This window comes from Mesorhizobium sp. IMUNJ 23232 (assembly GCF_044326205.1).
Classification (GTDB): Bacteria; Pseudomonadota; Alphaproteobacteria; order Rhizobiales; family Rhizobiaceae; genus Kumtagia.
The window spans coordinates 95,579-121,786 of the sequence record NZ_JBIRCY010000010.1; the positions used below are offsets into that span (position 1 = coordinate 95,579).

Consider the following 26,208-nt stretch of genomic DNA (forward strand, 5'->3'; position numbering starts at 1 on the left):
GATGCCGCCCGCTGGCGGAGCGTTTCACGCCGAAACCATCCCGATCTCGTCGATGCAGCGCCTGAGCCGCTGCGCCGCGTCGCGGCCGAGCGATATCGGTTCGATGCCTTCGTCCACCGAAAAGCTGCAGCGCCCGGATCCCAGCCAGCGGACGTTCTCCAGCCGTGCCAGATTGACGATGAGCGACCGGCTGACGCGGAAGAAGGGCGGCGTCGGCAATTGCGCTTCGAAGTGCCGCAACAGCCGGCACACCAGGTGATCGCGTTCGCCGGCGACGAAGATGCGGGTGAAATCCTCTTCCGCCTTCAGCAGCGTGATCTTGTTGAGCGCCACGATGGTCGACTGGCCGCCGACGCGCAGATGCAGGCGCTGTTCGGAAAGGTGCGCGGTGTCCGCACTGGTCCGCTGCTGCTGGATGGGCGCAACCGCCGCACTCTTGTGTCGGCGAAGCCGGTCTATCGTCACCGCGAGCCGGTCCGGGTCGACCGGCTTCAGCAGGAAATCCAGCGCGGCGACGTCGAACGCCTTCAGCGCGTAGAGGTCATGCGCGGTGACGAAAACCACGGCCGGCGGCGGCGATCATTGTTCGAGCACGTCGAAGCCCAGGCCGTCGGCCAGTTCGATGTCGAGGAACAGCGCGTCGGGGCGCAACGCGAGCGCCATTTCGCGTGCCTGCTGCACGCTGCCGGCTTCGCCGACGATCTCCGCGTCGGCATGCGCCTGCATCAGGTGGCGCAGCCCGCGCCGCGCCGGCGGCTCGTCGTCCACCAGCATCACACGGAGCATGCAGCCCCCCTCAGCACCAGCCGGGCGATCACCGTTTCGCCCTCCTGCGTCAGCGATAATTCATGGCGCTGCGGGTAGTGCAGTTCCAGCCGCCGCCGCGTATTGAGCAGCCCCACGGTCGGACCCGCGCCCGCCTGCGCCGACAGCAGGCCGGGATTGGTCACCTCGACGACCGTCGTGTCGTCGCCGGGCCGGCGGACCGAGACGCCGATCCGCAGCGTCTCGGCGGGCGAGCGCAGCCCGTGCTTGATGGCGTTCTCCACCAGCCCCTGGACGATCAGATGCGGCACCGCGATCGACCGGGCCGCCGGATCGACCTCGATCGTGCACTGCAGCCGATCCTCGAACCGCAACTCCTGGATGCGGACATAGGCACGCACCGCGTCTATCTCGTCGGCCAGTGGGCAGAGCTGCCGGTCATGCTTGTCGAGCGAATAGCGCAGATAGGCGGCGATGCGCCGGGTCATTTCGAGCGCCGCGTGCGGGCGCTCGGGTATTTCCGCCGCCACGGTATTCAGCGCGTTGAACAGGAAATGCGGATCGAGCTGCAACCTGAGATGCTGCAATTCGGCGCGCATCGCCGCGGCCTGGGCTTCGCTGCGCTGCGCGCGCTCGGTGCGCGTCGCGATCTCCGCGCGCACCCAGAAATAGGCGAGCGACCAGGCGAGAAACACCGTCGTATAGTAGATCACGGGGATGGACGGATCCTCGATTACCCCCGGCGTGGAAACCGCGAGCAGATGGCTCTTGACCCAGCCCGCCAGCAGCATCTGCAAAAGCCCGCCGAGCACCGAATACACCAGCACCAGCGCCGCCTTGGCCGCCGGGCGAAATCCGGGACTTTTGAGGAACGTCGCGTGCGCCAGCGCCGTCAGGACGAAGCCGACCGGGTCGAGTACGGCCGTCAGCCCCAGGGCCAGGCCGACGTTGTCGAACGCCGCCAAGCGCGACGCGAAGCCGAAGGCGGCGATGAATAGCCAGGCGACCGTGTGCGCGACCCAGAACGAGTCGGCGCCCACAGGCCAGGAGAACAGCGCCCGCCCTTGCGGTCGCGTTTCCCGCCGTTCGTCAGAAGGTGCGGCATAGCTGGCCGACATGTTCATCTTGACGCGTCCCGCTGTGGCAATGTCGTCAAACATCCCGCCTCGTCGCCTGACGATTTGCCGTCACCCGTTTCATCGCCGATTCGGCGGTTTCATCGAGCCCTCGTGCATTCCGCAGCGTTATGCACCGTAATAACATGCCAGGCAGCACTTGTACGCTCAGATTACGGGCGGACATGGCTAGCGGATCGGCCCGTCCGAAGCTTTTTCGCACCGGCGGAACGATCTTTGCATTTGTCTGCTCACCGTCGGAGGCTGGCTCCGATCCAGGCCGCCAGTCCTCGATGCGAGCTTGCCTGGCAGGGCGGCATGCGATAACTAGAGTAATTCAGTCATGTAAAAAGAGGTGGTCATGCTCACTGCGACCGCGCGCTGCCAAACCCCGCACGCCGACAAGTACATCCAGCAGCTTTGCAAACATTTTGGCCACAAGATCGACGCCAGCTATGCAGACGGGCATGGCGAATGCCGTTTTTCCTGCGGCACGGCCAAGATGGATGCTGGCGCCGAAAACCTTGCCATCGAGGTGGAGGCAGCCGACGCCGAGGGGCTGAAGGATACCAAGCACGTCATCGAATCGCATCTGATCCGCTTCGCTTTCCGCGAGAATCTTCAGCCGCTGGCCTGGCAAGGCTGAAGTCCTCCTCCGGTTCGGAGTTTGCTCATGAGATGGCTCGCATCGGCCTTGGCGTTGCCGGCACTGGCGCTTTTCCTTGTCCATGCGTCGGCGATGGAAATCGAGACCGCGCTGGGGAAGGTCGATATCGACGGGGCCCCGAAAACCCTCGCGGTCTTCGACATCGCGGCGATCGACACGCTCGACAGCCTTGGCGTGAAGATCGCCGGCCTGCCCGACAGGCTCTATGTGCCCGGACTGGCGGGTGTGAAGGATGGCGCGGAAGTGGTGGGAACCATTTTCGAACCCGATCTCGAAGCGCTGAGCGCCGTGGCGCCGGACCTCATCATTGTCGGCGGCCGTTCCTCGCCGCAACTGGCGGCGGTGAGCCGTGTCGCGCCGAGCATCGACATGACGATGGACGGCGACGACCTTTTTGCGCAGGCAAAACAGCGCCTCGCGGCCTACGGAGCGCTGACGGGAAAAGAGTCGGAGGCCGACAGACGCGCCGCCGAACTCGACGCCGCGCTTGCCGCGGCGCGTGCCGCCGTCGAGGACAAGGGCAAGGCGCTGATCCTGATGACCAGCGGTCCGAAAGTGACGGCTTACGGCGAGGGCTCCCGCTTCGGCTGGGTGCATTCGGCACTGGGGCTCCCGCCCGCGGTGGAGGACGTCGAGGCCGCTACCCATGGCGAGGCTGTCTCCTTCGAATTCGTCCGCGAGGCCAATCCCGACTGGCTGATCGTCGTCGACCGCGCCGCCGCGATCGGCTCCGGCGAGCAGAACGCCAGGGCGACGCTCGACAATGAGCTGGTGGCCGAGACCACGGCCTGGAAGAGGGGGCAGGTGGTCTATCTGCCGGCCGCCGATTTCTACATCGCGGCCGGCGGCGTCAGGTCGATGACACGGGTGCTCAACACCATCCGGACGGCTTTCTCAAAACCGTGATGCCGGTTGCATCCGTTCGCCGCCCTGATCTCGCGCTTCAGGCGGCGGGCCTCGCGCTTCTGCTGGCACTGATAACAGCCAGCCTGTTCGTCGGCGTCGGCGCGCTTTCGATGCGGACCCTTCTCTCCGATCCGGAAGCCCTGCGGCTGGTCGTCGTCAGCCGGCTGCCGCGCACTTGTGCCGCGCTTTTGGCCGGCAGCGCGCTGGCGATTGCTGGCTTGGTGATGCAGACGCTGGCCCGCAACCGTTTTGTCGAGCCGTCCACAGCCGGCACGGCCCAGTCCGCGGCGTTGGGTATACTGGCCGTGACGCTGCTCTGGCCGGACGCGCCGCTCGGATGGAAGGCGCTGGGTGCGGCCGCTACCGCGCTTGCCGGAACCGCGATCTTCCTGGCGCTCGTCCATCGCTTGCCGCCGACGCAGCCGTTTCTGGTGCCGCTGTTCGGCCTGGTCTATGGCGGCGTCGTGGGTGCTGCGGCGACCTTTGCCGCCTGGCGCCTCGACCTCCTGCAATATCTCGAAATATGGACGACCGGCGAGTTCTCCGGAATCCTGCGCGGCCGCTATGAACTCCTGTGGATCGCCGGCGCGCTGGTCGCGCTGGCATGGTGGACCGCGGACCGGCTAACGATCCTGTCGATGGGCAGGGACGTCAGCGTCGGGCTCGGCCTGAACTATGCGGCAGTGCTGCGGCTGGGGCTGGTCATCGTCTCGGCGATCACCGCGCTGACCGTTGTCGTCGTCGGAACCATCCCCTTTGTCGGCCTCGTCGCGCCGAACCTGATTTCGCGGTTTGCTGGCGAGAATTTGCGCGGCACCTTGCCGTGGGTGGCGGGCAGCGGCGCGGCGCTGGTGCTTGCCTGCGACATCATCGGCAGGCTGATCCGTTTTCCCTACGAGATACCGGTCGGCACGGTTCTTGGCGTCGTTGGCGCGGCGCTTTTCCTCGGTCTGCTGTTTGCCCGGCGTGGCGATGACTGACGTCATCATCCCCATAGGTTTGGACCGGCCCGAACGCCGGCTTGCCATCATGGCCGGCGCGGCACTGCTGGTCTGCGCGACTTTCATGACGATCGGCCTGCGCGGCGACCTCGCGCTGGCGCTGGAACTGCGGGCGATCCGGCTGGTCGCGATGGTCGCCGTCGGCGTGGCGGTGGCGGTTTCGACCGTTGTGTTCCAGACGGTCTGCGCCAACCGCATCGTCACGCCGTCGATCATGGGGCTGGATGCGCTCTACGTCTTCTGCCAGACGGCGCTGGTCTTTTCGCTGAGCGGCCTTGGTTTTGCCGGCATCGATCCGCGCCTGCATTTCCTCGGCAATTTTGTCGCCATGACCGGACTGGCGCTGGCGCTGTTCCTGCCGATGCTGAGCCGGCGGTTCGACCTGGCGCTGCTGCTCCTGACCGGCGTGGTGCTCGGCGTGCTGTTCCGCTCGCTGTCCGTCTTGCTGGCGCGGCTGATCGACCCCAACGATTTCGCGGTGCTGCAAGGCGCGATGTTCGCCAGCTTCAACGCTGTCGAACCCGAACTCCTGCTGCCCGCTGCGCTGATGACCGTAGCCGGAGTCGCCATCGCCTGGCGGTCCCGGCATGTGCTCGACGTTATCGCGCTGGGCTCCGACACCGCGGTCGGCCTGGGCGTCGCATGGCGGGCCGTCGCCGCCAGCCTGCTGGTGCTCGTCGCCGCCCTTGTGTCCGTGTCCACGGCGCTGGTCGGCCCTATGGCGTTCCTCGGCCTGCTGGTGGTGGCGCTCGCCGAGCGCGTCGTCGGCACGGGCTGCCACGCCGTGCTGTTGCCCGCGGCCGCGTTGGTCGCGGTGATCGTGCTGGTCGGCGGTGAGACGTTGCTCCGCCATGCCCTCGGCGGCGAGGGCACGCTGGGTATCGTCGTCGAATTCGTCGGCGGCCTGGTCTTCTTAGCCCTGCTGTTTGCGCGAGGCAGGCTATGATCGAGGTGTCGGATGTTTCGCTGACGCTTGGCGGCAGCCTGATCCTCGATCGGGTCAGCTTGACCTTGCCGAAGGGCGGGGTGACGGCGCTGGTCGGCCCGAACGGCGCCGGCAAATCCAGCCTGCTGTCGCTGATCGCCCGGCTGCGGCCGTTGCAGACAGGGCGCATCGCGGTCGACGGCCTGCCGGTCGACACGACGCCGACGCGGCAACTGGCGAAAGTGATGGCGATCCTGCGCCAGGACCCGGGCGTGGCGAGCCGCCTGCGCGTCGCGGAACTGGTCGGTTTCGGCCGTTTTCCGCACAGCGGCGGCCGGCTGACCACCGAGGATCGCGCTATCGTCGCGAAAACATTGGAACAGTTCGGCCTGACCGGGCTGGCCGCGCGCTTCCTCGACACATTGTCGGGCGGGCAGCGGCAGCGGGCGCTTGTCGCCATGACCTTTTGCCAGGGCACGGACTACATACTGCTCGACGAGCCGCTGAACAATCTCGACATGTTCCATCAGCGCGAACTGATGCGGACGCTGCGAACGATGGCCGACGCGCATGGCAAGACCGTGCTGGTGGTGCTGCACGACATCAACCACGCGGCGGCCCATGCCGACCGCATCGTGGCGATGAAAGATGGCCGGATCGCAGCATCCGGCGCGACCCGCGAGATCATCCGCCCCGACGTCCTGGAGGCGGTTTTCGGCTTCCCGATGCGGGTCGAAACCATGGCCGGCAGGCTCACGGTCCTGCATCACGCCTGACCAGCAACCGTCGCTGCCGCGCTCAAGAGTGCAGCAGTTCCAATGGGTTGTATAAACTGGATTTTTCTTATCAAGTTTATTGCCGCAGCGCAACCGATGCGTTATGGCAAATGTAGTCGAGTGTTTGACACCGGCGCGGGGACATTGTCAGCAAGGGGAATTCAGTTGAGGTCATCCGAAATTTTGCGGGCGCTAACCGTCGGCACCGCGATGTCTGTTTTGATGGGTCCGGAGGCTTTCGCGCAGTCCGCTCCGGTGCGGGAAACCGAAGCCCGGACGACAAGCACCGAGGAAAAGGAAGAGGGCCAGACCACCCCGGATGGCGCGACGCGGCTCGACACCATCGTCATCGATGTCGGCGCCGGGGCGCCCGCGTCGGCCGGCGCCGACCTGATCACCATCAGCCCCGAGGACATCGAGCGCAAGATGCCGCGCGACCTGCGGGAACTGTTCATGGGCGAACCGCAGATCGCGGTCGGCGGGGCGATCCCCAGCACCCAGAAGATCTATGTCAACGGTGTCGACGAGAACAACCTGGCGGTCACCGTCGACGGCTCGCGGCAGAACAACAAGGTGTTCCACCACAACGGCACCTACCTGATCGACCCCGCGCTCTTGAAGGCTGTCTCGGTGCAGGCAGGCGTGGCGCCGGCCGATGCCGGCCCCGGCGCGCTGGGCGGCTCGCTCGGTTTCGAGACCAAGGACGCCGCCGACCTGCTGCAGCCCGGCCGCAATTTCGGCGGCTTCGTCACCGGCATCTGGGACACCAACAGCGAGACCTACACCACCGGCCTCGCCGGCTTCGGGCAGAAGGACGGTTTCGAATTTCTCGGCTACATCAACTACAGCAACGGCGGCGACTTCACGGCGGGTGACGGCCAGGAGATGCCGGGCACCAGCACCAACCTGCTCGCCGGGCTCGCCAAGATCGCTTATGAGAGCCTCGAAGGCCACCGCTTCGAACTCAGCCACGAGCAGGTGCGCGACGACGCACCGCGCCCCTACCGCGCGAACTTCTATTTCAATCGACCGACTGAAAGGGAACTGCGCAACTACGATCTTCGCCGGCAGAACACCGTCTTCACCTACACGGATACGTCGCCGGAAGGCTGGTGGGACCCCAAGGTCGTGCTCGCCTACAGCCAGACACAGATTGCGGCGCCCGAATATTTTGGCGAAGTGGTTTCACCTACGGAAGGAACGACCGGCAGCGTCAACGGCAAGGTTGAAAACAGGTTCGCGCTCGATATCGGCAACGTCATTGCCGGTTTCGATTTCTACAACGACAAGGCCGATCTGGACTACAAGAACCCAACGGAACCGTTCTCGACGGAGGAGCGAGCGACCAACATTGGCGCCTATGCGCAAGCGCGCCTGGAGCCCTTGGACCGAACTCGGCTCTCCTTCGGCGGACGTGTCGACCAGCAGTGGTTCACCGGCGTCGACGATTCCGACTGGAGCAATGCCGGCGTCAGCGGCAACATTTCCGGCGAATATGACCTGCTGCCCGAATTCCTGACCGTGAAGGCCGCCACCTCGCATGTCTGGGGCGGCGTTCCGCTGGCGGAAAACTATCTCCAGAACCCGCTCTGGACCTATGGCGACGGGCCGGAGCCAGTTACGTCGAACAACTATACGACCGGCCTCGAGGCGCGCTACAACGGGTTCACCTTCGAGGCAAACGTATTCCGCACCGACATCAACAATGCGCGTTTGCCGGTGTTCGGGCGCGGTGCGCCGGTCCCCGAACTGACATCCATCCGCTCGCTTGATCTCGTCTCCCAGGGGTGGGAGATCGGCGGCCGCTACGATTGGGACGCCGCCTTCGTCAGTGTGAAATATGCCGACATCGAGGCCGACGTGGATGGCGTGACGGCGGATTCCGAGGTGGGACGATATCTGACGACGCCGCTGGGCCAGATCATCATGATCGAGGCGGGCTACACTTTCGACGAGTGGGGCTTGCGCGTCGGCGGCGATATCGAGATTGCGCTCGCCTATGACGGGACGATGGTACGGCATCCGACCGATCCGGACAGCCCTAAGAGAGAACTGCCCGGCTACGAGGTGGTGAACGCCTATGTCGAATGGACACCGCCTTCCAGGCCGGATTTCACGCTGCGTCTCGACGCCCTCAACATTTTTGACGAGAACTACACCGACCGCGCTGCCTATGGGCAGGATTTCGATGGCGTTGATCCACATTACGATCCGGGCCGCTCGTTCCGCCTAACCGCCACGGCGCGCTTCTGAGATAGCGCCAAGGCGCGGGTTCACCACGAAAAAGGCTGGCGCGGGTCATCCGTGCCGGCCTTTTTGTTTTGTTGTCGAAAGCGGCTGGTTACGCCGCCCCCGCCCGTATCGGCGCTTCACGGTCGGCCCTGAGCAGGCGCAAATTGCGCGCGTCGTTGGCGAGGACGTTGAAGCAGTCGCCGCCGAACCATTCGAGCGAGGCGTCGACCTCATCGCGCTCGAACAGTTTGTCCAGGAAGGTGAGATAGTCCACCGCGCCGTCGAAGAGCGCCGTCATGCCCGTCCGCTTGCCGGCTGCGGCATAGACGTTCGAAGGCTCGAACACGCCGAGATCGGCGCGGGAGCGGACGTTCTTCAGGTGATAGTGCCGGATGTGCGGCAACAGCGCGTGATGCGCGGCGAGCGGATCGTCGCCGCCTTCCCACACATGCAGCGTGTCGAAATTGATGGCGAGTGCCGGATGGTCGACCTCCTCGATCAGGCGCTGTGTCGACGCGAGCGTATCGGCAAGTGTTCCCGGATGGGTCTCGACCAGCACCTGGCAGCCCTGGTCCTGCGCGATCATGCAGGCGTCTTTCAACCGCGCCGACAGCCGCCAGCGCGCTTCCGGAGACGTGTCACTGCTCGCCGATTTGCCGGCGAATGTCCGCACCTTGCCGGCACCCCAGCGGCGGGCCAGCCGGCAAAGGTTCGACGTGGCGTGGCGCAGCGACGCCAGATCCTCGTCGAGCGGCAGGTAGTCGCTGAGCATGGGCACGGAGAGCCCGAACGATGCCATCCAGGCGGCGTCGCGGTCGATGAGATGCTGCATGTTGCGCGCATGCGCGGCCCAAAGCTCGACGCCCTGGAAACCGTTGGCTGCCGCCCAGCGCGCGATGTCTTCCAGCGACAGCAGGTGGTGGCGGAACGTGATCGTACAGAGCGAGAGCCTCATGCGACGTCCTCCAGATTGTGGCGTGGCGTGTGCGGCAGGCCGCGCGTGTCGCACCAGACGCGATAGGTCTGGGCGAGACGGCCCTTGAGCGAGCGTTCCATCACGTCCAGCGCATCGAGTTTTTCGAAGACGGGCGCCGCCAGCGCCTCGTCGCCGGTCTGGCTGAGCTTCATGACGGTGTAATGAAGCGCCTTGAACTCCTGGATCAGCGCCTCGATGTCGTCGCAGATCGTGTCGAATTCGGCATTGGAAAGCTGCAGCGACCGCCAGAAGAACGCAAAACCATGCTCCAGCGCATATTTGCGGATCGAGATCACCGGCAGTTCGCGCAGCGCCGTTGACAGGTCGCGGAGCGCCACGCCGTCGCGGCCTTCGACATGCGCCTGCACGATGTCGCGCGTCGCCCGCGTCAGGAGATTGTCGTCCTCGTGGAAGCAGGCGAGGAAATAGTCGCGCAGGCCGAGCGCCGAAGGTTTTCTGATATCGGCCGCGTCGAAGATGAAGCCGCCCGCGACCGTCGGCTGCATGATGGCGTTGATCACCTTCTGCCTGTCGATGTGGCCCTCCCAGCGGAAATCCGGGTCGAGCACCATCCAGACGTCGGGATCTTCCGTCTCCTCCAGCATCAGATAGTGCGGGAACGGGTTCTGGTTGAACTTGTTCTCGCGCTCCGGCAGGTGGAAGAGGTCGAGCATCACCATCAAATATTCGCTGGGCTTTTTGCGCTCCAGAAGCTCCAGCATCGTCGCCAGATTGTCTTCCTTCGTCGCCTCCGGCCGGTACCATTGCCGGACCTTCGGTCCGTAAAGCCGCTCGAACCAGTCGCGGAAGAAGTCATGATTGATCTCCGGCGTATGGTAGGCCAGCCGCCAGCGTTCATCGACGGCGAAGCCCGCATCCCAAACGCCGAAGAAGAACGGCCGGTGGTCGAGGCCTTTCTGCTTCACCGCGTGGCAGACATTGCTGACGAAGCAATGCACCTTGATGTCGACATAGCCCTCGCCATGCACGCCAACCCGCTCCGCGGCCTCGCTTTCGGCGCGGATAAAGGCTAGCTCCACCGCCGGTTTCGCCTGAATTTCGCTTGCTTGCGGCGCCTCGACGAACAGCCGCGCCAGGTCTTCGACCGTGTCGAGGTCCTGGCGGCTGATGGCCTCGTCGGGCAATGCCACGCCATGTTCGAGTTCGAGCGCCAGCATGATTTCGAGGATGAGCACGGAATCGAGATAGAGGTCCTCGTTCAGCCGTGCTTGCGGGGCGAACGCCTCCATGTGCTTGTGGTTCAGCTTATGGCGCAAAATCGTCTCGATCGCGCTGAGCACCTGATCGTAGGTCACTATGCCGCCTCCGTCCGCACCGCCTCGAATTCGCCGGCGGCGTAGCGGGCGGCCACGTCGCGCCGGCTGATCTTGCCGTTCGCCTGGCGCGGGATGCGCTCGGTCTGAAGGATTTCCGTCGGCATCTGGTGTGTCGCCAGCCGCTCGGCGCACCATTGCCGAAGCTGCCTCTGGTCGACCGCCTGCTCGGCGCTGAACAGCAGCGCGACCCGCTCGCCGGCAAATGCGTCCTGCTTGCGGAACACCACGGCGTCGCCGATGCCGGGCATGCTCATCACCACGTCCTCGACCTCCTTCGGATAGACGTTGAGGCCGGAAGCGTTGATCAGGTCGTCGAGGCGCGACAGGAACACCAGCATGCCGTCGTCGCGGCGGAAGCCGAGGTCGCGGGTCTCCACCGCCACGCCTGCGCGCTCGACGACGATCTCCTTCGGCTCGCCGGCCGTACCGGGATCGCACAGCGAGAAGCGCGGCAGCACGCGGCCGACTTCGTTGGCAGCCTGCACGTCGGCATTGATGGCGATGCAGCCGGCTTCCGAGCAGCCATATTGCTGGAACATGTTTTTGGACTTGGCCCGGATCGTCTTGAACCACGGTTCGGGCAGCAAGGTGCCGGAGGTCATCGTCGCATGCATCTGCTCGCCGGCCGGCAGCAGCCGGGCCAGCGTATGCAGTATGGCCGGCGACGAGATCAGATAGGGCCGCTCCGCCTCGCGCAGCTTGCGCAGCAGGAATTTGGGGTTGCCGGTGTCGAGTATGGCCGGAGTCTGGCCGCGCTTCAGCGCCACCAGTATGCCGCAGATCAGGCCGTAGGAATGGGTGGTCGGGCAGGCGACCAGCGGCGTCATGTCCTGCGGTTCGGTGAAGAACGAGACATAGGTCTCGACCTCGTCGTCGATGTCGCTCCAGGCGCGGGCGATGCATTTCGGCTCGCCGGTGGTGCCAGAACTCATCTGCAGGAGTTGTCCCGGCTCGCCGGCGCGCTCCTCGACGATCGGCTCGCCTTCCAGCCGGTTGTAGAACAGCCAATTGCACCCGGCCGTCTCGGCCTGCCGCCGCGCCGCCGCATAGGGCGTCGAGGGATGGAGCGGCAATATGCTGACGCCGGCGGCGCGCGCCGCGAAAAAGAACGCCAACCAGTCCTGAACCTCGGTGAAGCAGACCGCGAAGCGGTCGCCGGCGCGTTCGTCGAACCGGGCGGCAGCCGCAATGCGGTCGCCCGCGTCGCTGAAATAGGCTTGATCGAAGACCGTGTCGTTGATGCTGATCATGTCTGCGTCTCCTTAGGCGCTTGCCAGGCTGTTGGGGATTTCGTGGGCGTGCGCCGTGCCTGGTGGGGAAAGCTTTCGCCTGAGCAGCGATTCCGTGCGGACGAGGGGCTCGAACAGCCCGAGCGCCGCCTGCCGGTGGGTCAGTCCGAACGCAAGGGAATGGGCTTGCATCCGCCTGCCGACATCCAGCCAGAAGCCGGCCTCGTCGAGCCCGTAGCTCGACCGCAGCAGGTGCGAGATCTCGGCGAGGTTGTAGACGAACAGGCAGTCGAGGAAGAGCTCGCCCAGCAGTTCCGGGCTCTCCATCCAGTAGTATTCGTTGGGCGCGGCGTCGCTGTACGCCGGGTTCAGCGCAATGAAATCTGGCGCCTTTTCAGGGTCGCGCAGAAAACCCGACACATATTCGACGCTGTCGTGGAAGTCGCGCATCGCCAGCCGCACCGGCCAGCCGTCGCGGTGGATGAGAATCAGGTTCTGGCCATGCGCTTCGGTGGCGATGCCATGGCCGGCAAGCAGGTGCCACAGCGGCAAAACCACCGTGTCAATGAGTTTACTGACCCAGGCGTCGAGCCCGTAGAGATCGATCCAGTCGGCAACGAACGGCCGGCCGTCCTCCTCCAGCATCATCAGCGCGTTGAGCGGCACGGCGGCTTCGCCCGGCTCCAGGAAAGCCGTCACGTCCTCGCGCCAGATCGCCGCGACCTGGCCGGCGAGCGGTCCGTCGCGGTCGGCGATGGTCCCGGCATACTCGCCGAGCACCGTGAGCGGATAGCGCTCCGAAAAGAGCGGATCGCCGGCGACGATGTCCTTGAGCCAGCGGCTGATCGCCGGCGCGCTGCCCACCGAATAGGGCTCGATGATCCGTCTCGCCGACGAGTTTATGAGGTTCATCGGCAGCTTGAGATTGGCGCGCTGCGGATGGTCGCGGTTGAACAGTGTGCGCACCGACTGGCTGGCGGTATAGAAATCGCCGGCCTCGCCGAGGAAGCCGGCCGACCCCTCCGCCAGCCAGCCCAACAGTTCCGTCTGCTGCAAGGCTTTCCACTGCCAGGGATGCAGCGGCATCAGGCCGAACCGCTTCGCATGGTCGCCGAGCCGGGCGCGCCGCCCGTCCAGCACCGCATAGGTTTCCGCGCCAAGCTCCTGCGTCCAGAAAGCCTGCTGATCGGCGGGAAACGCCGAATGCAGCCGCTCCGGCGCGACCGCCAGCCAGACCAGTCGGAAGGCATTGCCGGCTTCCGGGCCATACGCGGCATGATCGGCGTGATCGAAGCCGGTGCGCGCCTTGAAGCACGGATGGTAGGGATGGCCCTCGTCCATCGCGCTGTCGAGTTGCGCATAGGGCAGGCCGCGGCGCGGCCGGGACGGCAGATTGCCAGCGTCCCAGGCGCAGAAATCCAGCGTCCGATCCAGTTCGAGGCCGAGCTGTGCCCGTTTCTCAGGACAGGCTTTCGTGCTGGCCAGCACGTCGCCCAGCGTCGCTGCCCGCCACCGCCCGGCAAAGCCGTGCTCCAGCGTTTCGGCGTCGACCCTCACCCGGCCGAAGGCGCCCAAAAAACCCTCGCAGCGGATGCCGGCACCCTCATGCCGCCATTCGAAGCGGCATTTCCCGCCGTGCCACGACACCGAGCAATCGACCAGGCCCTCATAGACCAGGGCCTCCGCCAGTTGGCGCATGACGCGCCGCTCCGGCGTGCCGTGGAGATCATGAGGCAATGGCATGCGCGGTCTCGGCGGCCATGAACAGCCCGGCGCGGCTCAGCGGATTGGGGAAATGCGTGTAGATCGTGCTGCCGGCGTCCGCGAGTTCGTCGACATCCTGCAGGCGTATCGCAAGGTTTGCCTTGGCGGTGATGTTCGGCCGGTCCAGCAGGCTGGCGGCAAACTCCCCGCCGAGGCCCGTCAGTTCTCCCGCCAGCGCCTTCAGCCGCGCCCGCAGCATGCCGAGCAGTTCCGCCTCGCTGGCCATCCCGTCATGCCCGGCGCGCGCCACGACGGAAAAAATCTGGTTGACGATGAGGTAGTAGGCGAAGCGCTCGCGGATCTCGCGGTCATCGAAGAACAGACTGCGGATCTGTATGACCTCGGGCACGACGCCGTACCAGCGCGCCTTGAAGGCGTTCGAGAGATAGAATCCCTGGCTGTCGCGGTAGAGGTATCGGCTGGGCAGCCCGTTTTGCGAGAGATCGAGCAGGCTGTTCTGCTGATGCGCCTCCAGCGCCACGCCGAACCTGTCGTAGAGCCGCACCAGGGGATCGAGCGTGCAATCGAGATAGGCTGCGAACCAGCGGCGGCACGCCATCCGCATGGATACGTCCTGGTCGCGCGCCACCCCCCTTACCACGTTCTCCAGCATCGATCGGTCGCCAGGAAGCGGCTCGGCCGTTAGCGCCGAAACGGTTATCACCGGATCGTGCGGGCGGCCCTGGAACGGGTTTTCGCGGAATATGACCTCGAAGCCGCTTTCGACCTGCCCGGGGAAATCCAGCGTCACATAGGCGCTGTCGTGGAGGAAACCTAGGCGCGGGTCGAAGCCGTCGATCCTGGCGCCCTGGAACAGCCGCGCCACCGCCACGCCGGCTTCCAGCTCATGCCGTCTGTTCACGCGCTTGGAGTTGGTGATGCGCACCGGCAGCGAGAATTTCGGCATCCAGGCGGTGTCCTCGCTGTAGACCGTGCGCACCGAGGAGGTTGCGGTGAACGACGGACCTGCCGGGCCGAGATGCCTTATCTGTCCCGAGGCGATCAGCGCCCGCACCGCCGGCTCGAGCATCAACGCCTCCGCCTGGAGCGGATGCATGGGGATCAGCATTTCACCTTCGCCGGCGACGAGTTTGCCAGCGTCATTCCCCAGCAACGATCCCACGATCGAAGCCATCGGCATGCGGGCGCTGTCGCCGCGGACAAGCTGCGCCGCGGCGGCAAAATAGGTCAGTTGAAAACCGCCGTGCAATTCGGGGGCGTAGATCGCCTGCTGCCAGTCGGTCATGCCTTGCAGGCTCTTCGGCGTCGGATGCAGCGGATGGCCGAAATACAGGGATTGTTCCGCGCTGATGAAGCCGATTGGCGACGGCGGCATTGCCTCCGCGGCGTCGAGATAACGTTTCGTCGCCTGGCAGCTCTGCAGAATCCGTTCGAAAAGCTCGACATCGGCCTGCCGGTGCGTGGCCGGTCCGGCCTCCCGCGCACCCAGCACGAGCAGGTGGATGGCGAGGATCGGCTCGATCTCGTGCCAGTGCGGCCCGGCGCCCTGGCGCATCCAGATCCGTCCGAACAGGTGCATGCCGCAAAGCGAGCGGGACTTGACCTCGACACGCAGCGCGGTGTGCCGCGACGGCAGCGAAATCTCCAAGCAATCGAAATTCCGGTCGCCGATGCGATGGAATACCGAGGTGCCGGGGTTCAATTCGCGCAGATAGCTGTTTGCGAAGCTTCGGAAAATTGCCTGCTCAGCTGCAATCTGATTCTTGTCGATCATTCTTTGCGGACGCCATATCACACGAAGAGCCGAGGGCGCTCTGTTCGGAGTTTCAAAGGGTTTGATGGCGCCGCGCGTGAGGGCAAGGCCCTGCTGCGTCCGCGGCTAAAAGTTAACTACGAATGTCATGTTATCGTAGACGAGTGTCCGGATCAACCTCTTGACTGCGGTAATCCAGCGGCGGGTGCGGAAACGGCGTTGCAGCCCGCAATCTCGGCCCTGTTTTGGTCAGTCTCGATTTTATTGGTTCCTGCGCAAGTCCAGCCATCGATTAGCGTACGCAGGACGGGACGGAGGCCAACCGCGCCAGGCCGATTGACAGTAGGGCCATGGAAAAATGCGCTCCGTGCCCCGCACGATGATAAGGTTTTCGCCTTCAAACACACAGGAGAAGCATCATGGCATGGCAATTCCCGCAGTCTGCAACACTGAATGACACGGTCGTCTTGCTGGACGAGGAAGAAGAAAGCGTCTTCGTCGCGCGCGAGGTCTTTATCGCCGTACAGGGCAACGGAGCTCCCACCATCTACGCCTCCGCCAACAAACACCAGATCGTCGTCGCCGGCACGGTCGCCAACGCCACCAATTCTGCCATCTCGATCGGAACGGATCCGGCAGTCTCGCACGGCTCCGTCGTCACGGTGGAGCAGACCGGCCAGGTGCGGGGCTTCGGAGATGTTGGCGCGTTCAGGATCAATGCCTACGACACAACGGTCGTCAATCATGGCCTTATCGCCAGCGACGGTTCCGCCATGGTCTTCAATGGGCAGGCTGCGACAGGCGAATCGTCACTGGTTAACACCGGGACGATCGACGGAACCAAGGCCGGCATTTCGCATGGCGGGTCCGGCACGACGACGGAGACATTGACCGTCCTCAATTCCGGCACGATCAGCGGTGGTTCGGCGTCATACGATTCCCTGGCCATCTGGATCGCCAAGGACGAAATCACCAATAACGGCAAGATGATCGGCGACGCCTATCTCGGCGGCGGCGACGACCTCTATGACGGACGGCTGGGCACGATCGACGGCGACGTGTTGGGCGACGTCGGCAAGGACCGGCTCTATGCCGGCGCCGGCAACGACCGGCTGTTCGGCCAGAACGACAACGATACATTGATGGGTGGCGCCGGCGCCGACACTCTCAGCGGCGGCAGCGGCAGCGACCGGGCTTCCTATGCCTCGGCCAGCAAGGCCGTCATCGTCAGCCTCGCCAACCCGGCGATAAACAGCGGCGACGCCAAGGGCGACACGTTCAGTTCGATCGAGCATCTCACCGGCTCGAATTTCAACGACGCCTTGAATGGCAACAGCGGGAACAATGCGATCAATGGCGCCGCCGGTAATGACATCATCAAGGGTTATGCCGGCAACGACACGCTGACCGGCTATAGCGGCGCCGATATTTTCGTCTTCAACACGGCGCTCAACGCCTCGACCAATGTCGATACCATCACCGACTACAGTTTCTCCGCCGACACGGTCCAGCTCGACGACGCCGTCTTCACGGCGCTGGCGACGGGCGTGCTCGCCTCGGGCGCCTTCCGCTCCAACACCACCGGCCTGGCGCAGGACGCCGACGACCGCATCATCTACGAGAACGATACCGGCGAACTCTACTACGACGCCAACGGCAATGGCTCGGGCGGTGGCATCCTGTTCGCGAAAGTTGGGATCGGGCTCGGCCTTACCAATGCCGATTTCGTGGTGATCTGACGGCTGGGCTGGGTAGGACAAGCCGGTCAAGATACTGCCCTGGTGCATCTCGCCGTTCCAGCGCGAGTCATCGGGAGCGACTCGCGAGCCTCGGCAATGGCCTTGAAACCGGCGCTGGACCGCCTGTCACGATCGATTGCCGACATGCACTTTGGGCTAGCCTTGTTTATGAAAGACGAAACGCCACCTCTCCGCCGATGATGCGGCCATAGGGTGGCGTCGCTGCAGTTTGCCGAGGTGTTTCGGATGGACGACAAGACGGACGGGCAATCGGCGATCACGGTCGGTGACGAGAGTTTCCGCGACCAGCTCCTCATGATGTGGCGGGCGTTCATGGCCTCGCCGGTGCGCAACACCATTCTCTGGCTGATGTCCGGCATCTTCGCCGTCATCGTGGCGACCGCGCTCGGACAGGTGTTGCTCAACAGTTGGAACAGGCCCTTCTACGACGCCATCGAGCGCCGCGACCTGCAGGCGTTCTTCCACCAACTGGTGGTCTTTGCCGAGATCGCCGGCGTGCTGCTGATCTTCAACATCTCCCAGACCTGGCTGAACCAGATGCTGCGCATAAAACTGCGCGAGGGGCTGACACGCGACCTGATCGGCGAATGGATGCTGCCACGACGGGCCTTCAGGCTGGCCAAGGCGGGCGCCATCGGCGTCAATCCCGACCAGCGGATGCATGAGGACGCGCATCACCTCACCGATCTTTCCACCGATCTCGGCGTCGGCCTGCTTCAGGCGAGCATCCTGCTCGTCAGTTTCGTCGGCGTTTTGTGGTCGCTTTCGGAAGGTTTTGTCTTCCATTGGTCCGGGCGGTCATTTGAAATACCTGGCTACATGGTCTGGGCGGCGGTGCTCTATGCCGGCATCGCTTCGTTGCTGAGCTGGCTGGCCGGGCGGCCGCTGATCCATCTCAACAGCGAACGCTATGCCCGCGAAGCCGAACTGCGGTTTTCGCTGATGCGGGTCAACGAACACGTCGACGCGATCTCGCTGGCCGCGGGCGAAAGCGAGGAGCGGCGGCGGCTGGAACTCGACCTAGCCGTGGTGCTGGCGGCGACGAAACGCATCGCGCTTGCCACCGTGCGCCTCACCTGGGTGACGGCGGGCTATGGCTGGATCACCGTGGTCGCGCCGATCGTGATTGCCTCGCCCGTGTATTTCGCGGGCGACCTGAGCTTCGGTGGGCTGATGATGGCGGCGGCGGCATTCTCGCAGGTGCATGCCTCGCTACGCTGGTTCATCGACAATATTGGCGGCATCGCCGACTGGCGCGCGACTTTGCTGCGCGTCGCCTCCTTCCGCTCGGCCATGTTGAAGATCGAAGACATCCACGACGCGGAGAAACGGATCGCCTTCTCCGAGGCCGACGGCGACCGCATGATTTTCGATAAGCTCGAGGTCGCGTCGCCGGATGGTTGCGCGCGGCTGTCGGAGACGCATGTCGAGATCGCGGCCGGCGAACGCGTGCTGATCACCGGCAAGCCGGGAGCCGGAAAGACGCTGTTCTTCCGCGCGCTGGCGGGACTTTGGCCATGGGGCGGCGGGCGGGTCGAGCTGCCTGCCGGCCAAGCCGTGACCTTCATTCCACGCACGCCGTATTTTTCGCCGGGATCGCTGCGCGACGTGCTCTCCTATCCGGGCGACGGGTCGAAGAAATTCACCGACGCGGAACTCGTGTCGGCCCTGACGAAAACCGGCCTCGGCCGGCTCGCGGCGCATCTCGACCGCGACACACGGTGGGAGCGAGAATTGACTGACGAAGAGCTGCGGCTTCTTGCTTTCACCCGGCTCGCGCTGCACAGGCCGCGCTGGGTGGTCATCGACGAAGCGCTGGACACGCTGGACGCCGACACGCGGGCGCGCGTCTTCGCGGTTCTGGAAGAGGGTGATCCGGACGCCACGGTGATCAATATCGGCCGTGCCGACATCGGCGGCGGTTTTTTCTCGCGCACGCTGCACCTCGCCATCGATCCGAAGGGCCACGCGCTGAAGCCCGTGAAGGTCGGCGGCGGGCTGAAGGACAAGCCGGCGATCAAGGAGCGCCGCGCCGCCAGGGCGGCGGCCATCAAGGCGAAACACCCTTAGAAAACCAACCTCCCATCGAGCTTCGGACGGACAACCTTCGTGTCGACAACCCGGAAAGCGCTCTTCTCCGGAAGCTGCGATGCAGATAACATGCAGATCGCCGGAGTGGGAAGTGATGCGGCAGCCCCGCGTGAAGCGGCCTCAACAGATTGCCGATGGACCCGGGACTCGACGGCAAGATGATTCTCGCTATTTTCAACCAAACTCAAGAGCCTGTGCGGCAAAGCCATTCATGCCGATGAAACTCAAGTCTTTGATTCCGCAGCTTCGTTACGCATTTTCCCTTCTGGGGCACAGATCCCCTATTTTCCCGAAATTCAGCCGAAACGCGAATAATTATTACTGTCATTAAGAGAACAACTGAGTAATTCCAGCGGGCCTATGAGCACAATATCAACGTCCTTCGATGAAAATAATGATATTGAGGATTCTGGAGGAGAAAATCTCTCAGTAAGCGGCTGGGGCATCAAGACACAGGATGCCGGGTTTCGAGCCACTTTGTCCAGTTCACGGCGAGGGCTGGAGATTTCCGTTCCATCGGAAGCAAAAAATCTTCTTTTGGAAGCGGGCCTTCCGATTCCGATCGAGGCCGTCGGTGCGTCGTTGCAACTGTCCGTCTCGGTCTATTCGCAAGAGCGCCAGCATTTGCGGAAGGCCTTGGCGGAGATCGCCCTGTTCCGGGTGAACAAGGCGGGACGCCAGGCCCCGCTCTTACGTCTGTTCGACACCATTCTGCGCGAGGAGGGCGCGGATGAACTGAGGGTTGAGGCTGCGGTTTCCTGGCCGCTGCGAGAGGCCGAGCATATCGTGTCGCTCCGATTCAGGGCGGGCACGCCGGTTTTCACGATCTCGCGGATCGTCGTCTCGGTGGCATCGCTGCCCGTCGCGAAAACCACAGTGCCGGTGCGGCGTCCCTGGCCAAGCGGCGGATCGGCGCCCGCGCAACTGCGCGCGGCGGTCGTCACATGGGAAGTCGGCGACAATCCGTTCGGCCGTGCCCACACCCTCGCCGACATGATCGCGCGCCGGCATGGCGTGGAAATCCTCGGCTCGGCCTTCACCAGGCCGGGCCAGGGGATCTGGGCGCCGCTCCGGGACACGAACCTGCCGGTGCGCAGCCTGCCCGGCGCGCCCATGGGCGAGTTCCTGCCCGCCGTTCAGGCGTTCGTGGACAGCGCCACCTGCGACATCGTCCACCTCTCCAAATACCGCTTCCCCGGCATGCTGATGGCGTTGCTTCTGAAGCACCGCTTGGCGTGCCCTGTCGTGCTCGACCTCGACGACCGCGAAACCGCTTTCTTTCCCGAGGGAACCACGACGGCCCGTCTCGAAGAGCTGGCCGCCGCGGGGGAGGCGCCGGCCGATCTCGACGCTCCGAACGGCGCATTCTGGACGGGGATCGCGGAAGGGCTGATACCGACATTCGAGGATCGGACCGTCGCGAACAAGACGCTGGCTGATCGCTTCGGCGGTCTCCTGGTTCGGCATGCGCGCGACGAGACCGTTTTCTGCCCCGATCCGGCCCGCCGTCAGCGCGTTCGCTCCAAACTGCAGTTGGCGCACGAGGATCGTGTCGTCCTCTTCGCCGGCACGCCCCGGCGCCACAAGGGCCTGGGGCGTTTGCTCGCCGCGCTGGACAGGCTTGCCGATCCGCGCCTGCTGCTCGTCGTCGCCGGCACCATCCACGACCGCGGTTTTGCGCGCGAACTGAATGCCTTCACGAAGGCGCGGGTCAAATTCCTGCCCGACCTGCCGTTTTCGGAGTTGTCGGATCTGCTTCAATCGGCGGACGGTGTTTGCCTGCTGCAGGACAAGGAATCGCCGATCTCGGAGTTCCAGACGCCTGCGAAACTGTCCGACGCGCTGGCGCTTGGCATTCCGGTGGCGATGTCGCCGATTGCGTCGGTGGCGGACGCGATAGCGCAGGGGCTTGTCACGCCGGTTGCCGGCGACGACGACGTCGAGGCCTGGCTGCTCGCCGTCGCCGAAGGGCGGGACACCCCGGCAGATCGGCAGCGCCGCCTCGACGGATTCGACGCCGAGTTCAGCTACGGCGTGAACTGCGCTCGGATCGAGCGCGCCTTCTCGCGGGCGCTGTCGCGGCCGGTGACATGGAACGATGAGTGGACGCGCCTCTTCCGCGAGATCAATCGCCGTTTCGGTTCGGCGTTGCCGGAGGATCCTCCCGTCTGGGCGCGCAAAGGTGGCATTACGGCCCCGGCCGTGCGTCGGAGGCGACCGATCGATCTGGTCTGCTTCTGGAAGCAGAATGACACGGGCATCTATGGCCGGCGCCACGACATGTTGCTGAAATATCTGCGCCAGAGCGAACATGTCGGCACAATCGTCCAGTTCGATGCGCCGGTGCGGGTGGACCGCCTGCGCAACGAGGAGCGTGCGGGCGCCGAATCGGCCTACCACCACGGCAAGCTGATCGCCGACGCCACCGCCCGCCGCTTCCTCGAGATCGACGATGAGCCGGGTCTGGTGAAGCGGACCTTCGTCTACGGGCGGGAACCGGGCGTCAGCTATCTCGGGCGCGGCCTGCCGAGGAACGAGGATTACCAAAACTATGTCGCCGATACGATTGCCCGCCATTGCAGTGGCAACGTCGTCGGTTGGGCCTGGCCGGTTGCGCCGATGTATGCCGACATCGCCGAAGGTCTCGGCTTCGACCTCAGCGTGGTCGACCTAGTCGACGACCAGCGCGTGATGGCGCGCGACCAGGAGCGAGCCGATGAAGCGGAAGCTGTCTATCGCCAGACGCTGGCGCAGGCCGATCTCGTCTTCGCCAATTGCGGAGCGGTGGGGGAGGCGTTCACGCCGTTGAGCCCGGCGCAAATCCATGTCGTGCCGAACGCCTGCGAGTTCTATGCGGCAGGCGGCCGCCGCCCCCGCGAACTCGAAGGCATCGAGGGGCCGATCATCGGCTATGTCGGCAACCTGCGCTCGCGCGTGGACGTTACGCTGCTGGACGATCTTATCGGCCGGCGTTCGTCCTGGACCTTTGTCGTGATTGGTTCGGCACATGGCACCACCGACATTCTCAGCCTGCGCCGCCACCCGAACCTGCGACTGCTCGGGCCGAAGGTCTATGACGAGGCCGTGGCGTTCATGCGCTGCTTCGACGTGGCCATCATGCCGCACCTTCACAACGCCGTCAGCGAGCGGATGAATCCGCTGAAGCTTTATGTCTATGTGGCGCTCGGTTTGCCGGTGGTGGCGACCGATGTCGCCAATATGGACGACCTGCGGGGCCGCATCGACATCGCCGCTGATCCGGCGGACTTCCTTTCCAGGCTGGATTCGGCCGTGGCGCGGCGCGCCTTCACCGGACCGCACCAGCCGCGCTCGGTCGAGGAGCTTTGGCCCATCTCCTGGCCCAAGCGGGTGGCCGATATGCTCGATCTCTGCAAGCAGGCGCTGAAAATGTGATACCGACGGCCATGACGATCGACCGTTGTCGGCGTTGGTCTGATCCTGAAGTGGATGGATAAAACACCACGGCCTGCATCGCCAAGCGCATGGCGCAAGGCGTTCGAACCTCCAGGACCTTGAACCCGCATCCGGCGGTCACGACGTATCGATGCGACCCGCCGCGCGGAGGGCCATCACGCACCGCGCCGTCGCGAACTGGTCCCATCCGAGCATTGGCGCGTGTCGTGTTAGACGTCCGCCCGGCCCGCCGCGAAACAGCCACCCCGCGTGCAAGCCGGCGAAGACCAAGGCCAGCGCGCGCAGGCAGCGGGCAAGCCGCAAAGCCTGGGCGCAGTTGTCGCAATCCGGCCCCGGAAACGCTGCCGAAGGCATGGCCAGCGCGCCGCCGGCCATCTCGGCAGCCAAACTGCGTGCGACGGCCTCGCAATAGCGCATGAGCGGCAGCAGCAGAAAGCGGAGCGGGAGCGGCAGGACGCAGAGCAGTTCGGCCAGAATGGCCAGCCGAAGCAGCATCACCGCGATGCTCTTCAGCCTCTCCTGCTCGTCCTGGCGTTCGGTCCTGTCCACTCCAGCCTCCATTCGACGCGCATGATAGCAGAGACGAGAGAAAGATCAAGGTATTTTTTCCTATCCCCTGTCGGCGCGCATTGCATCGCATGAAAGAGGGGAAGCCCGCGGCTTGGAGCGAACGTCTCCGATATCCTATTGACGGTCGATCATTCCGGCCACCGGTAAGGCTCCCGGGTGGAGCCGACGCCAAGTCGGCGGCTCGTAAAGCTCCCGGGGCATTTTGGGCAACCGACGCCTCGGAACCGCCTCCTGCTGCAGCCATCAGCCTGACGGCGTATCCGGCGAAAAGGAACCGGTCAGTTCCCGGTGCAACGCGGGCGTGAGCGTCAGGGATTGCAGATTGGCCTCATAGAGCGTGCGCGCGTTATCGAACTCACCTTGCGCGGCAAGCAATCGGACCAGCCTGACCACGGGCCAGGGGTTACCGGGATGTTGCGCCTGCAGGCGGGCGAGGCGCGCACGGGCCGATGCCGCATCGCCCGAACGCTCCAGCCATTCGGCGTCAAGCAAGGCAAGCCGAAGGCTGTTCGGCCAGCGGGCCAGGGCGGCGGCGATGCGGGCGCCCAGATCGACGTCGACGGATACGCGCAAAGCGGCGGCGATCGATTGGGCTACCCGATCCGGATCGTCGGCCGCGGCCACGTCTTCGGTCAGCGCTTGATTCAGGCTGGTCCATTCCCCGAAGGGAGCATCGGCGGAGGAAACGGCGGAGCGCAGGGCGGCGCGGCCCTCGACGGCGGACGGCGCGGGCTGAGAGGTCATCAACCGACCGAGCCGAGTACCGTGATCGTCGATCAGCCCGTCGGCCGCGTCGAGCCTGTCGAGCAGCGGCGGCGGCAGGGGCTGGAGCAACGTCGTGGCCGCACGCTCTGCATCCTCCCAGCTTTCCTGCAAGCGGTAGGGTTCGCCGAACTGTTCGAGCAAGCCCAGGAACTTGACCATGCGCGTGCGGGCGATGGCGATTCCGGGCCGTCGATAGGCGAGCGCGGTGATCAGCCCGTGCATGGAGGAACCCACATAGGCCTGCGCGTGGGCGATGAGGCCGGCGATCTCCTTTAATCCGCGCGGCCGGTCGACCACCAGTACGTCGCCCTCGAACAGGGAGGATGCCTCGCGAGCCAGGGCATCGTCGCCGTGGCAAGGGCCGATGGCCGCCAGCACCGGCATGGCGCCGAGGGAGGCTGCGATGCGTCCCGCGACGGTGCAGGCGGCGGGGAGGCCGGAACCGATATAGCGGTCGTTGAGGTGAAAAACGATCCAGCGCTCCGGCACAGCCATGCCGCGGATTTCGAATGCGGTCCGCGCCTGATCCCGGAGCGCGGCCGCCGGCCACACCGCGCCGAGCTTCAGGACGGTGTCGGGCAGGACGTCAATATCGAACCTGCCGCCGCTGAGGTAGACCCGGCTCGCCTCGTCGCGGACCGAGAGGTAGTCGGCGGCGCCCAGAGCCAGGTCGCGCAGGCGGCGAGCCCACGCCCCTTCCAGAGGCGCGGGCACGCCCGGCGCATTCCAGGCGAGGGCCGCGCCGGTGCGCGCCGCGAGGATGGAGGCGCCGAGCCAGAGCGAGGCATAGGTGAAGCGGGGATCCGCGAAAGCGCCGGCGTAATCGGGCAGCGGCGTCGGGTTCGCATGGATGATGTTGCCGCCGCCGATCAGGCACAGCGACGGCGGCGGGTCTTGGCTGAACGCCGTGACGGCGCGGGCCACGACGGTGTCTTCCCAGTCCAGCGCGCCGCCGCGTGGGGAATAACAGCGCAGATCGCCGGGCGACATGCCGAGCAGATGGGCGGCGACGTGGGGGAAAAGCAGATCGCCATAGTTAGCGACGTCGAACGTTCCGAAAAGGGCGACGCCGTCCGTCGGTAAGCGGTTCATTACGCACTTCGTTTTCGGTACGCGCGGCGGTGCTCGCGCTTGGCGTAGCCGATGTCGAGCTTCGTATAGTCCTCGTCATGGTCCATGAAGAGATCGCAGATCAGCTGGACATGCGCGGTCTCGATCTGGTCTTCCGTGTAGAGTTCGAGAATGCCGGGATATACGGAGGGCCTCAGGGTCGGCGAGACGGCGAAGGACCAGTCGTAGTCGTCGAACAGGATGATGCCGCCCGGCTTGAGCAGTTCCTTCAGCAGCATCGCGGCCGGCGCGTCGTGGTGAAAGGCGTGGCCGCCATCGAGGAAGGCGAAATCGAAGACCGGCGCCGGCCCTCCGGAAGCACGGCGGGCCTGCAGCATCTTCGCCAGCGCCCAATTGTAGCTGTCGAGTTTTCGGCGCGTGTTGCCGTGATAGACGACGTTATGGAAACCGAGCCCGTCGAGATCGGGTTTCAGATCGTCCAGCCGGCTCGAATAGTCGAAAAGGTGGAACTCGCCTCGATTGTCGAGCAGCCGGCAGATCGCCGAGGTGGTGGCGCCGATGCCGATGCCGACCTCGCACAGAACCGGGTCGGGATTCTGCGCCAGAACCTGCGTCAGGAGATTGAGCGCGTGCTCGTTCGGCTTGGAAATGTGGAAATTGGCCGGGTCGGTAAGTTTCTCCAACATGATCTTCCAACCCGCCTGATCGCCGTGAATCCTTTCATTCGACTAAGGCAGCCGAAGAGAGGCTGTCAACCCGATGGGAAGCGGGGTAGTGGGTCAGTTTGAAATCACGCGGGGCGTATCCCAATCGGGCTGAACCAGCTTCCCGTCGATCATAACCGCAGCACCGGCTGTGTTTCCTGGATAAATTTGCAATCCGCCATCGAAGGGCTGGATGGTAAAAGGGACTCCCTCGGGGTCGGCCTCGATCATCATCTCTTCACCTGGTTTAAGAAGATAGCGATCGGGATTAATCTCCACCGAGATTTCCATAACCACATTGGTTGTATTGTAGATCACAAGAGGGGGAAGAGCGGTTTGTGCGGCCATGGGCCGTCATCCTATCAGGCCGTCCGCTTTTTGTAAGGACCGCGCATGGTCGGGTAG

Annotated in this window: 21 protein-coding genes; 9 read left to right on the forward strand and 12 right to left on the reverse strand. The window is 64.7% G+C overall.

Annotated elements, in window-relative coordinates; genetic code table 11:
* Positions 1-24: 24 nt before the first annotated feature.
* The 3 genes from ACH196_RS09885 to ACH196_RS09895 are packed head-to-tail and all read right to left on the reverse strand — an operon-like array spanning position 25 to position 1,925.
* Complete coding sequence (locus ACH196_RS09885; RefSeq protein WP_396646715.1) at positions 25-564, reverse strand: LytR/AlgR family response regulator transcription factor; 540 nt, start codon at positions 562-564, stop codon at positions 25-27.
* A gap of 15 nt (positions 565-579) precedes the next feature.
* Positions 580-786, reverse strand: a complete 207-nt coding sequence (locus tag ACH196_RS09890) for a LytR/AlgR family response regulator transcription factor (protein WP_396646716.1) — start codon at positions 784-786, stop codon at positions 580-582.
* Positions 774-1,925, reverse strand: a complete 1,152-nt coding sequence (locus tag ACH196_RS09895) for a sensor histidine kinase (RefSeq protein ID WP_396646717.1) — start codon at positions 1,923-1,925, stop codon at positions 774-776. The genes ACH196_RS09890 and ACH196_RS09895 overlap by 13 nt, the downstream gene beginning before the upstream one ends.
* 316 nt (positions 1,926-2,241) lie before the next feature.
* Here ACH196_RS09895 and ACH196_RS09900 point away from each other — a divergent pair, with 316 nt between their 5' ends.
* From ACH196_RS09900 to ACH196_RS09925, 6 genes are all read left to right on the forward strand, one after another.
* Positions 2,242-2,526, forward strand: coding sequence for a DUF2218 domain-containing protein (locus ACH196_RS09900; RefSeq protein WP_396646718.1), 285 nt, complete (start codon positions 2,242-2,244; stop codon positions 2,524-2,526).
* Between the two features lie 27 nt (positions 2,527-2,553).
* Positions 2,554-3,453, forward strand: coding sequence for a siderophore ABC transporter substrate-binding protein (locus tag ACH196_RS09905; RefSeq protein WP_396646719.1), 900 nt, complete (start codon positions 2,554-2,556; stop codon positions 3,451-3,453).
* Positions 3,453-4,433, forward strand: coding sequence for an ABC transporter permease (locus ACH196_RS09910; protein ID WP_396646720.1), 981 nt, complete (start codon positions 3,453-3,455; stop codon positions 4,431-4,433). The genes ACH196_RS09905 and ACH196_RS09910 overlap by 1 nt, the downstream gene beginning before the upstream one ends.
* Positions 4,426-5,400 carry an iron chelate uptake ABC transporter family permease subunit gene (locus tag ACH196_RS09915; RefSeq protein WP_396646721.1) on the forward strand — a complete coding sequence of 325 codons (975 nt, stop codon included), beginning with the start codon at positions 4,426-4,428 and terminating at the stop codon, positions 5,398-5,400. Before ACH196_RS09910 ends, ACH196_RS09915 begins: the two co-directional genes overlap by 8 nt.
* Positions 5,397-6,155 (forward strand): ABC transporter ATP-binding protein, encoded by a 759-nt coding sequence (locus ACH196_RS09920; protein WP_396646722.1) that lies wholly within the window; start codon positions 5,397-5,399, stop codon positions 6,153-6,155. Before ACH196_RS09915 ends, ACH196_RS09920 begins: the two co-directional genes overlap by 4 nt.
* A gap of 210 nt (positions 6,156-6,365) precedes the next feature.
* On the forward strand, positions 6,366-8,408 hold the full coding sequence (locus tag ACH196_RS09925; protein ID WP_396646723.1) for a TonB-dependent receptor domain-containing protein: 2,043 nt from the start codon (positions 6,366-6,368) through the stop codon (positions 8,406-8,408).
* Positions 8,409-8,496: 88 nt separating this feature from the next.
* On the opposite strand, the gene ACH196_RS09930 is transcribed toward ACH196_RS09925, so the two are convergent.
* The 5 genes from ACH196_RS09930 to ACH196_RS09950 are packed head-to-tail and all read right to left on the reverse strand — an operon-like array spanning position 8,497 to position 15,428.
* On the reverse strand, positions 8,497-9,342 hold the full coding sequence (locus ACH196_RS09930; protein ID WP_396646724.1) for a sugar phosphate isomerase/epimerase family protein: 846 nt from the start codon (positions 9,340-9,342) through the stop codon (positions 8,497-8,499).
* On the reverse strand, positions 9,339-10,679 hold the full coding sequence (locus ACH196_RS09935) for a DUF6005 family protein (RefSeq protein ID WP_396646725.1): 1,341 nt from the start codon (positions 10,677-10,679) through the stop codon (positions 9,339-9,341). The genes ACH196_RS09930 and ACH196_RS09935 overlap by 4 nt, the downstream gene beginning before the upstream one ends.
* Positions 10,679-11,950 carry an AMP-binding protein gene (locus ACH196_RS09940; protein ID WP_396646726.1) on the reverse strand — a complete coding sequence of 424 codons (1,272 nt, stop codon included), beginning with the start codon at positions 11,948-11,950 and terminating at the stop codon, positions 10,679-10,681. The genes ACH196_RS09935 and ACH196_RS09940 overlap by 1 nt, the downstream gene beginning before the upstream one ends.
* Positions 11,951-11,962: 12 nt before the next feature.
* Positions 11,963-13,672: an IucA/IucC family protein gene (locus tag ACH196_RS09945; RefSeq protein WP_396646727.1), complete on the reverse strand. Its 1,710-nt coding sequence runs from the start codon at positions 13,670-13,672 to the stop codon at positions 11,963-11,965.
* Positions 13,656-15,428 carry an IucA/IucC family protein gene (locus tag ACH196_RS09950; RefSeq protein WP_396646728.1) on the reverse strand — a complete coding sequence of 591 codons (1,773 nt, stop codon included), beginning with the start codon at positions 15,426-15,428 and terminating at the stop codon, positions 13,656-13,658. The genes ACH196_RS09945 and ACH196_RS09950 overlap by 17 nt, the downstream gene beginning before the upstream one ends.
* Before the next feature lie 398 nt (positions 15,429-15,826).
* Between ACH196_RS09950 and ACH196_RS09955 the strand changes: the two genes are divergently transcribed.
* From ACH196_RS09955 to ACH196_RS09965, 3 genes are all read left to right on the forward strand, one after another.
* Complete coding sequence (locus tag ACH196_RS09955) at positions 15,827-17,146, forward strand: calcium-binding protein (RefSeq protein WP_396646729.1); 1,320 nt, start codon at positions 15,827-15,829, stop codon at positions 17,144-17,146.
* Positions 17,147-17,392: 246 nt separating this feature from the next.
* Positions 17,393-19,237, forward strand: coding sequence for an ABC transporter ATP-binding protein/permease (locus ACH196_RS09960; RefSeq protein WP_396646730.1), 1,845 nt, complete (start codon positions 17,393-17,395; stop codon positions 19,235-19,237).
* Between the two features lie 603 nt (positions 19,238-19,840).
* Positions 19,841-22,672: a glycosyltransferase gene (locus ACH196_RS09965; RefSeq protein WP_396646731.1), complete on the forward strand. Its 2,832-nt coding sequence runs from the start codon at positions 19,841-19,843 to the stop codon at positions 22,670-22,672.
* Between the two features lie 138 nt (positions 22,673-22,810).
* Here the strand turns inward: ACH196_RS09965 and ACH196_RS09970 are convergent, their stop codons facing one another.
* From ACH196_RS09970 to ACH196_RS09985, 4 genes are all read right to left on the reverse strand, one after another.
* Positions 22,811-23,242 (reverse strand): hypothetical protein, encoded by a 432-nt coding sequence (locus ACH196_RS09970; protein WP_396646732.1) that lies wholly within the window; start codon positions 23,240-23,242, stop codon positions 22,811-22,813.
* A 264-nt stretch (positions 23,243-23,506) separates the two neighbouring features.
* The gene (locus ACH196_RS09975; RefSeq protein WP_396646733.1) at positions 23,507-25,120 is read right to left on the reverse strand and encodes a polysaccharide pyruvyl transferase family protein; all 1,614 of its coding nucleotides are present in this window, start codon (positions 25,118-25,120) and stop codon (positions 23,507-23,509) included.
* Positions 25,120-25,785 carry a class I SAM-dependent methyltransferase gene (locus tag ACH196_RS09980; RefSeq protein WP_396646734.1) on the reverse strand — a complete coding sequence of 222 codons (666 nt, stop codon included), beginning with the start codon at positions 25,783-25,785 and terminating at the stop codon, positions 25,120-25,122. Before ACH196_RS09980 ends, ACH196_RS09975 begins: the two co-directional genes overlap by 1 nt.
* 93 nt (positions 25,786-25,878) lie before the next feature.
* Complete coding sequence (locus ACH196_RS09985; protein WP_396646735.1) at positions 25,879-26,151, reverse strand: hypothetical protein; 273 nt, start codon at positions 26,149-26,151, stop codon at positions 25,879-25,881.
* Between the last annotated feature and the right edge of the window lie 57 nt (positions 26,152-26,208).

Coding starts and splice junctions, on each gene's coding strand:
- ACH196_RS09890 (WP_396646716.1), bottom strand. CDS start 786: ATGCTCCGTGTGATGCTGGTGGACGACGAGCCGCCGGCGCGGCGCGGG.
- ACH196_RS09895 (WP_396646717.1), bottom strand. CDS start 1,925: ATGTTTGACGACATTGCCACAGCGGGACGCGTCAAGATGAACATGTCG.
- ACH196_RS09900 (WP_396646718.1), top strand. CDS start 2,242: ATGCTCACTGCGACCGCGCGCTGCCAAACCCCGCACGCCGACAAGTAC.
- ACH196_RS09905 (WP_396646719.1), top strand. CDS start 2,554: ATGAGATGGCTCGCATCGGCCTTGGCGTTGCCGGCACTGGCGCTTTTC.
- ACH196_RS09910 (WP_396646720.1), top strand. CDS start 3,453: ATGCCGGTTGCATCCGTTCGCCGCCCTGATCTCGCGCTTCAGGCGGCG.
- ACH196_RS09915 (WP_396646721.1), top strand. CDS start 4,426: ATGACTGACGTCATCATCCCCATAGGTTTGGACCGGCCCGAACGCCGG.
- ACH196_RS09920 (WP_396646722.1), top strand. CDS start 5,397: ATGATCGAGGTGTCGGATGTTTCGCTGACGCTTGGCGGCAGCCTGATC.
- ACH196_RS09925 (WP_396646723.1), top strand. CDS start 6,366: ATGTCTGTTTTGATGGGTCCGGAGGCTTTCGCGCAGTCCGCTCCGGTG.
- ACH196_RS09930 (WP_396646724.1), bottom strand. CDS start 9,342: ATGAGGCTCTCGCTCTGTACGATCACGTTCCGCCACCACCTGCTGTCG.
- ACH196_RS09940 (WP_396646726.1), bottom strand. CDS start 11,950: ATGATCAGCATCAACGACACGGTCTTCGATCAAGCCTATTTCAGCGAC.
- ACH196_RS09945 (WP_396646727.1), bottom strand. CDS start 13,672: ATGCCATTGCCTCATGATCTCCACGGCACGCCGGAGCGGCGCGTCATG.
- ACH196_RS09950 (WP_396646728.1), bottom strand. CDS start 15,428: ATGATCGACAAGAATCAGATTGCAGCTGAGCAGGCAATTTTCCGAAGC.
- ACH196_RS09955 (WP_396646729.1), top strand. CDS start 15,827: ATGGCATGGCAATTCCCGCAGTCTGCAACACTGAATGACACGGTCGTC.
- ACH196_RS09960 (WP_396646730.1), top strand. CDS start 17,393: ATGGACGACAAGACGGACGGGCAATCGGCGATCACGGTCGGTGACGAG.
- ACH196_RS09975 (WP_396646733.1), bottom strand. CDS start 25,120: ATGAACCGCTTACCGACGGACGGCGTCGCCCTTTTCGGAACGTTCGAC.
- ACH196_RS09980 (WP_396646734.1), bottom strand. CDS start 25,785: ATGTTGGAGAAACTTACCGACCCGGCCAATTTCCACATTTCCAAGCCG.
- ACH196_RS09985 (WP_396646735.1), bottom strand. CDS start 26,151: ATGGCCGCACAAACCGCTCTTCCCCCTCTTGTGATCTACAATACAACC.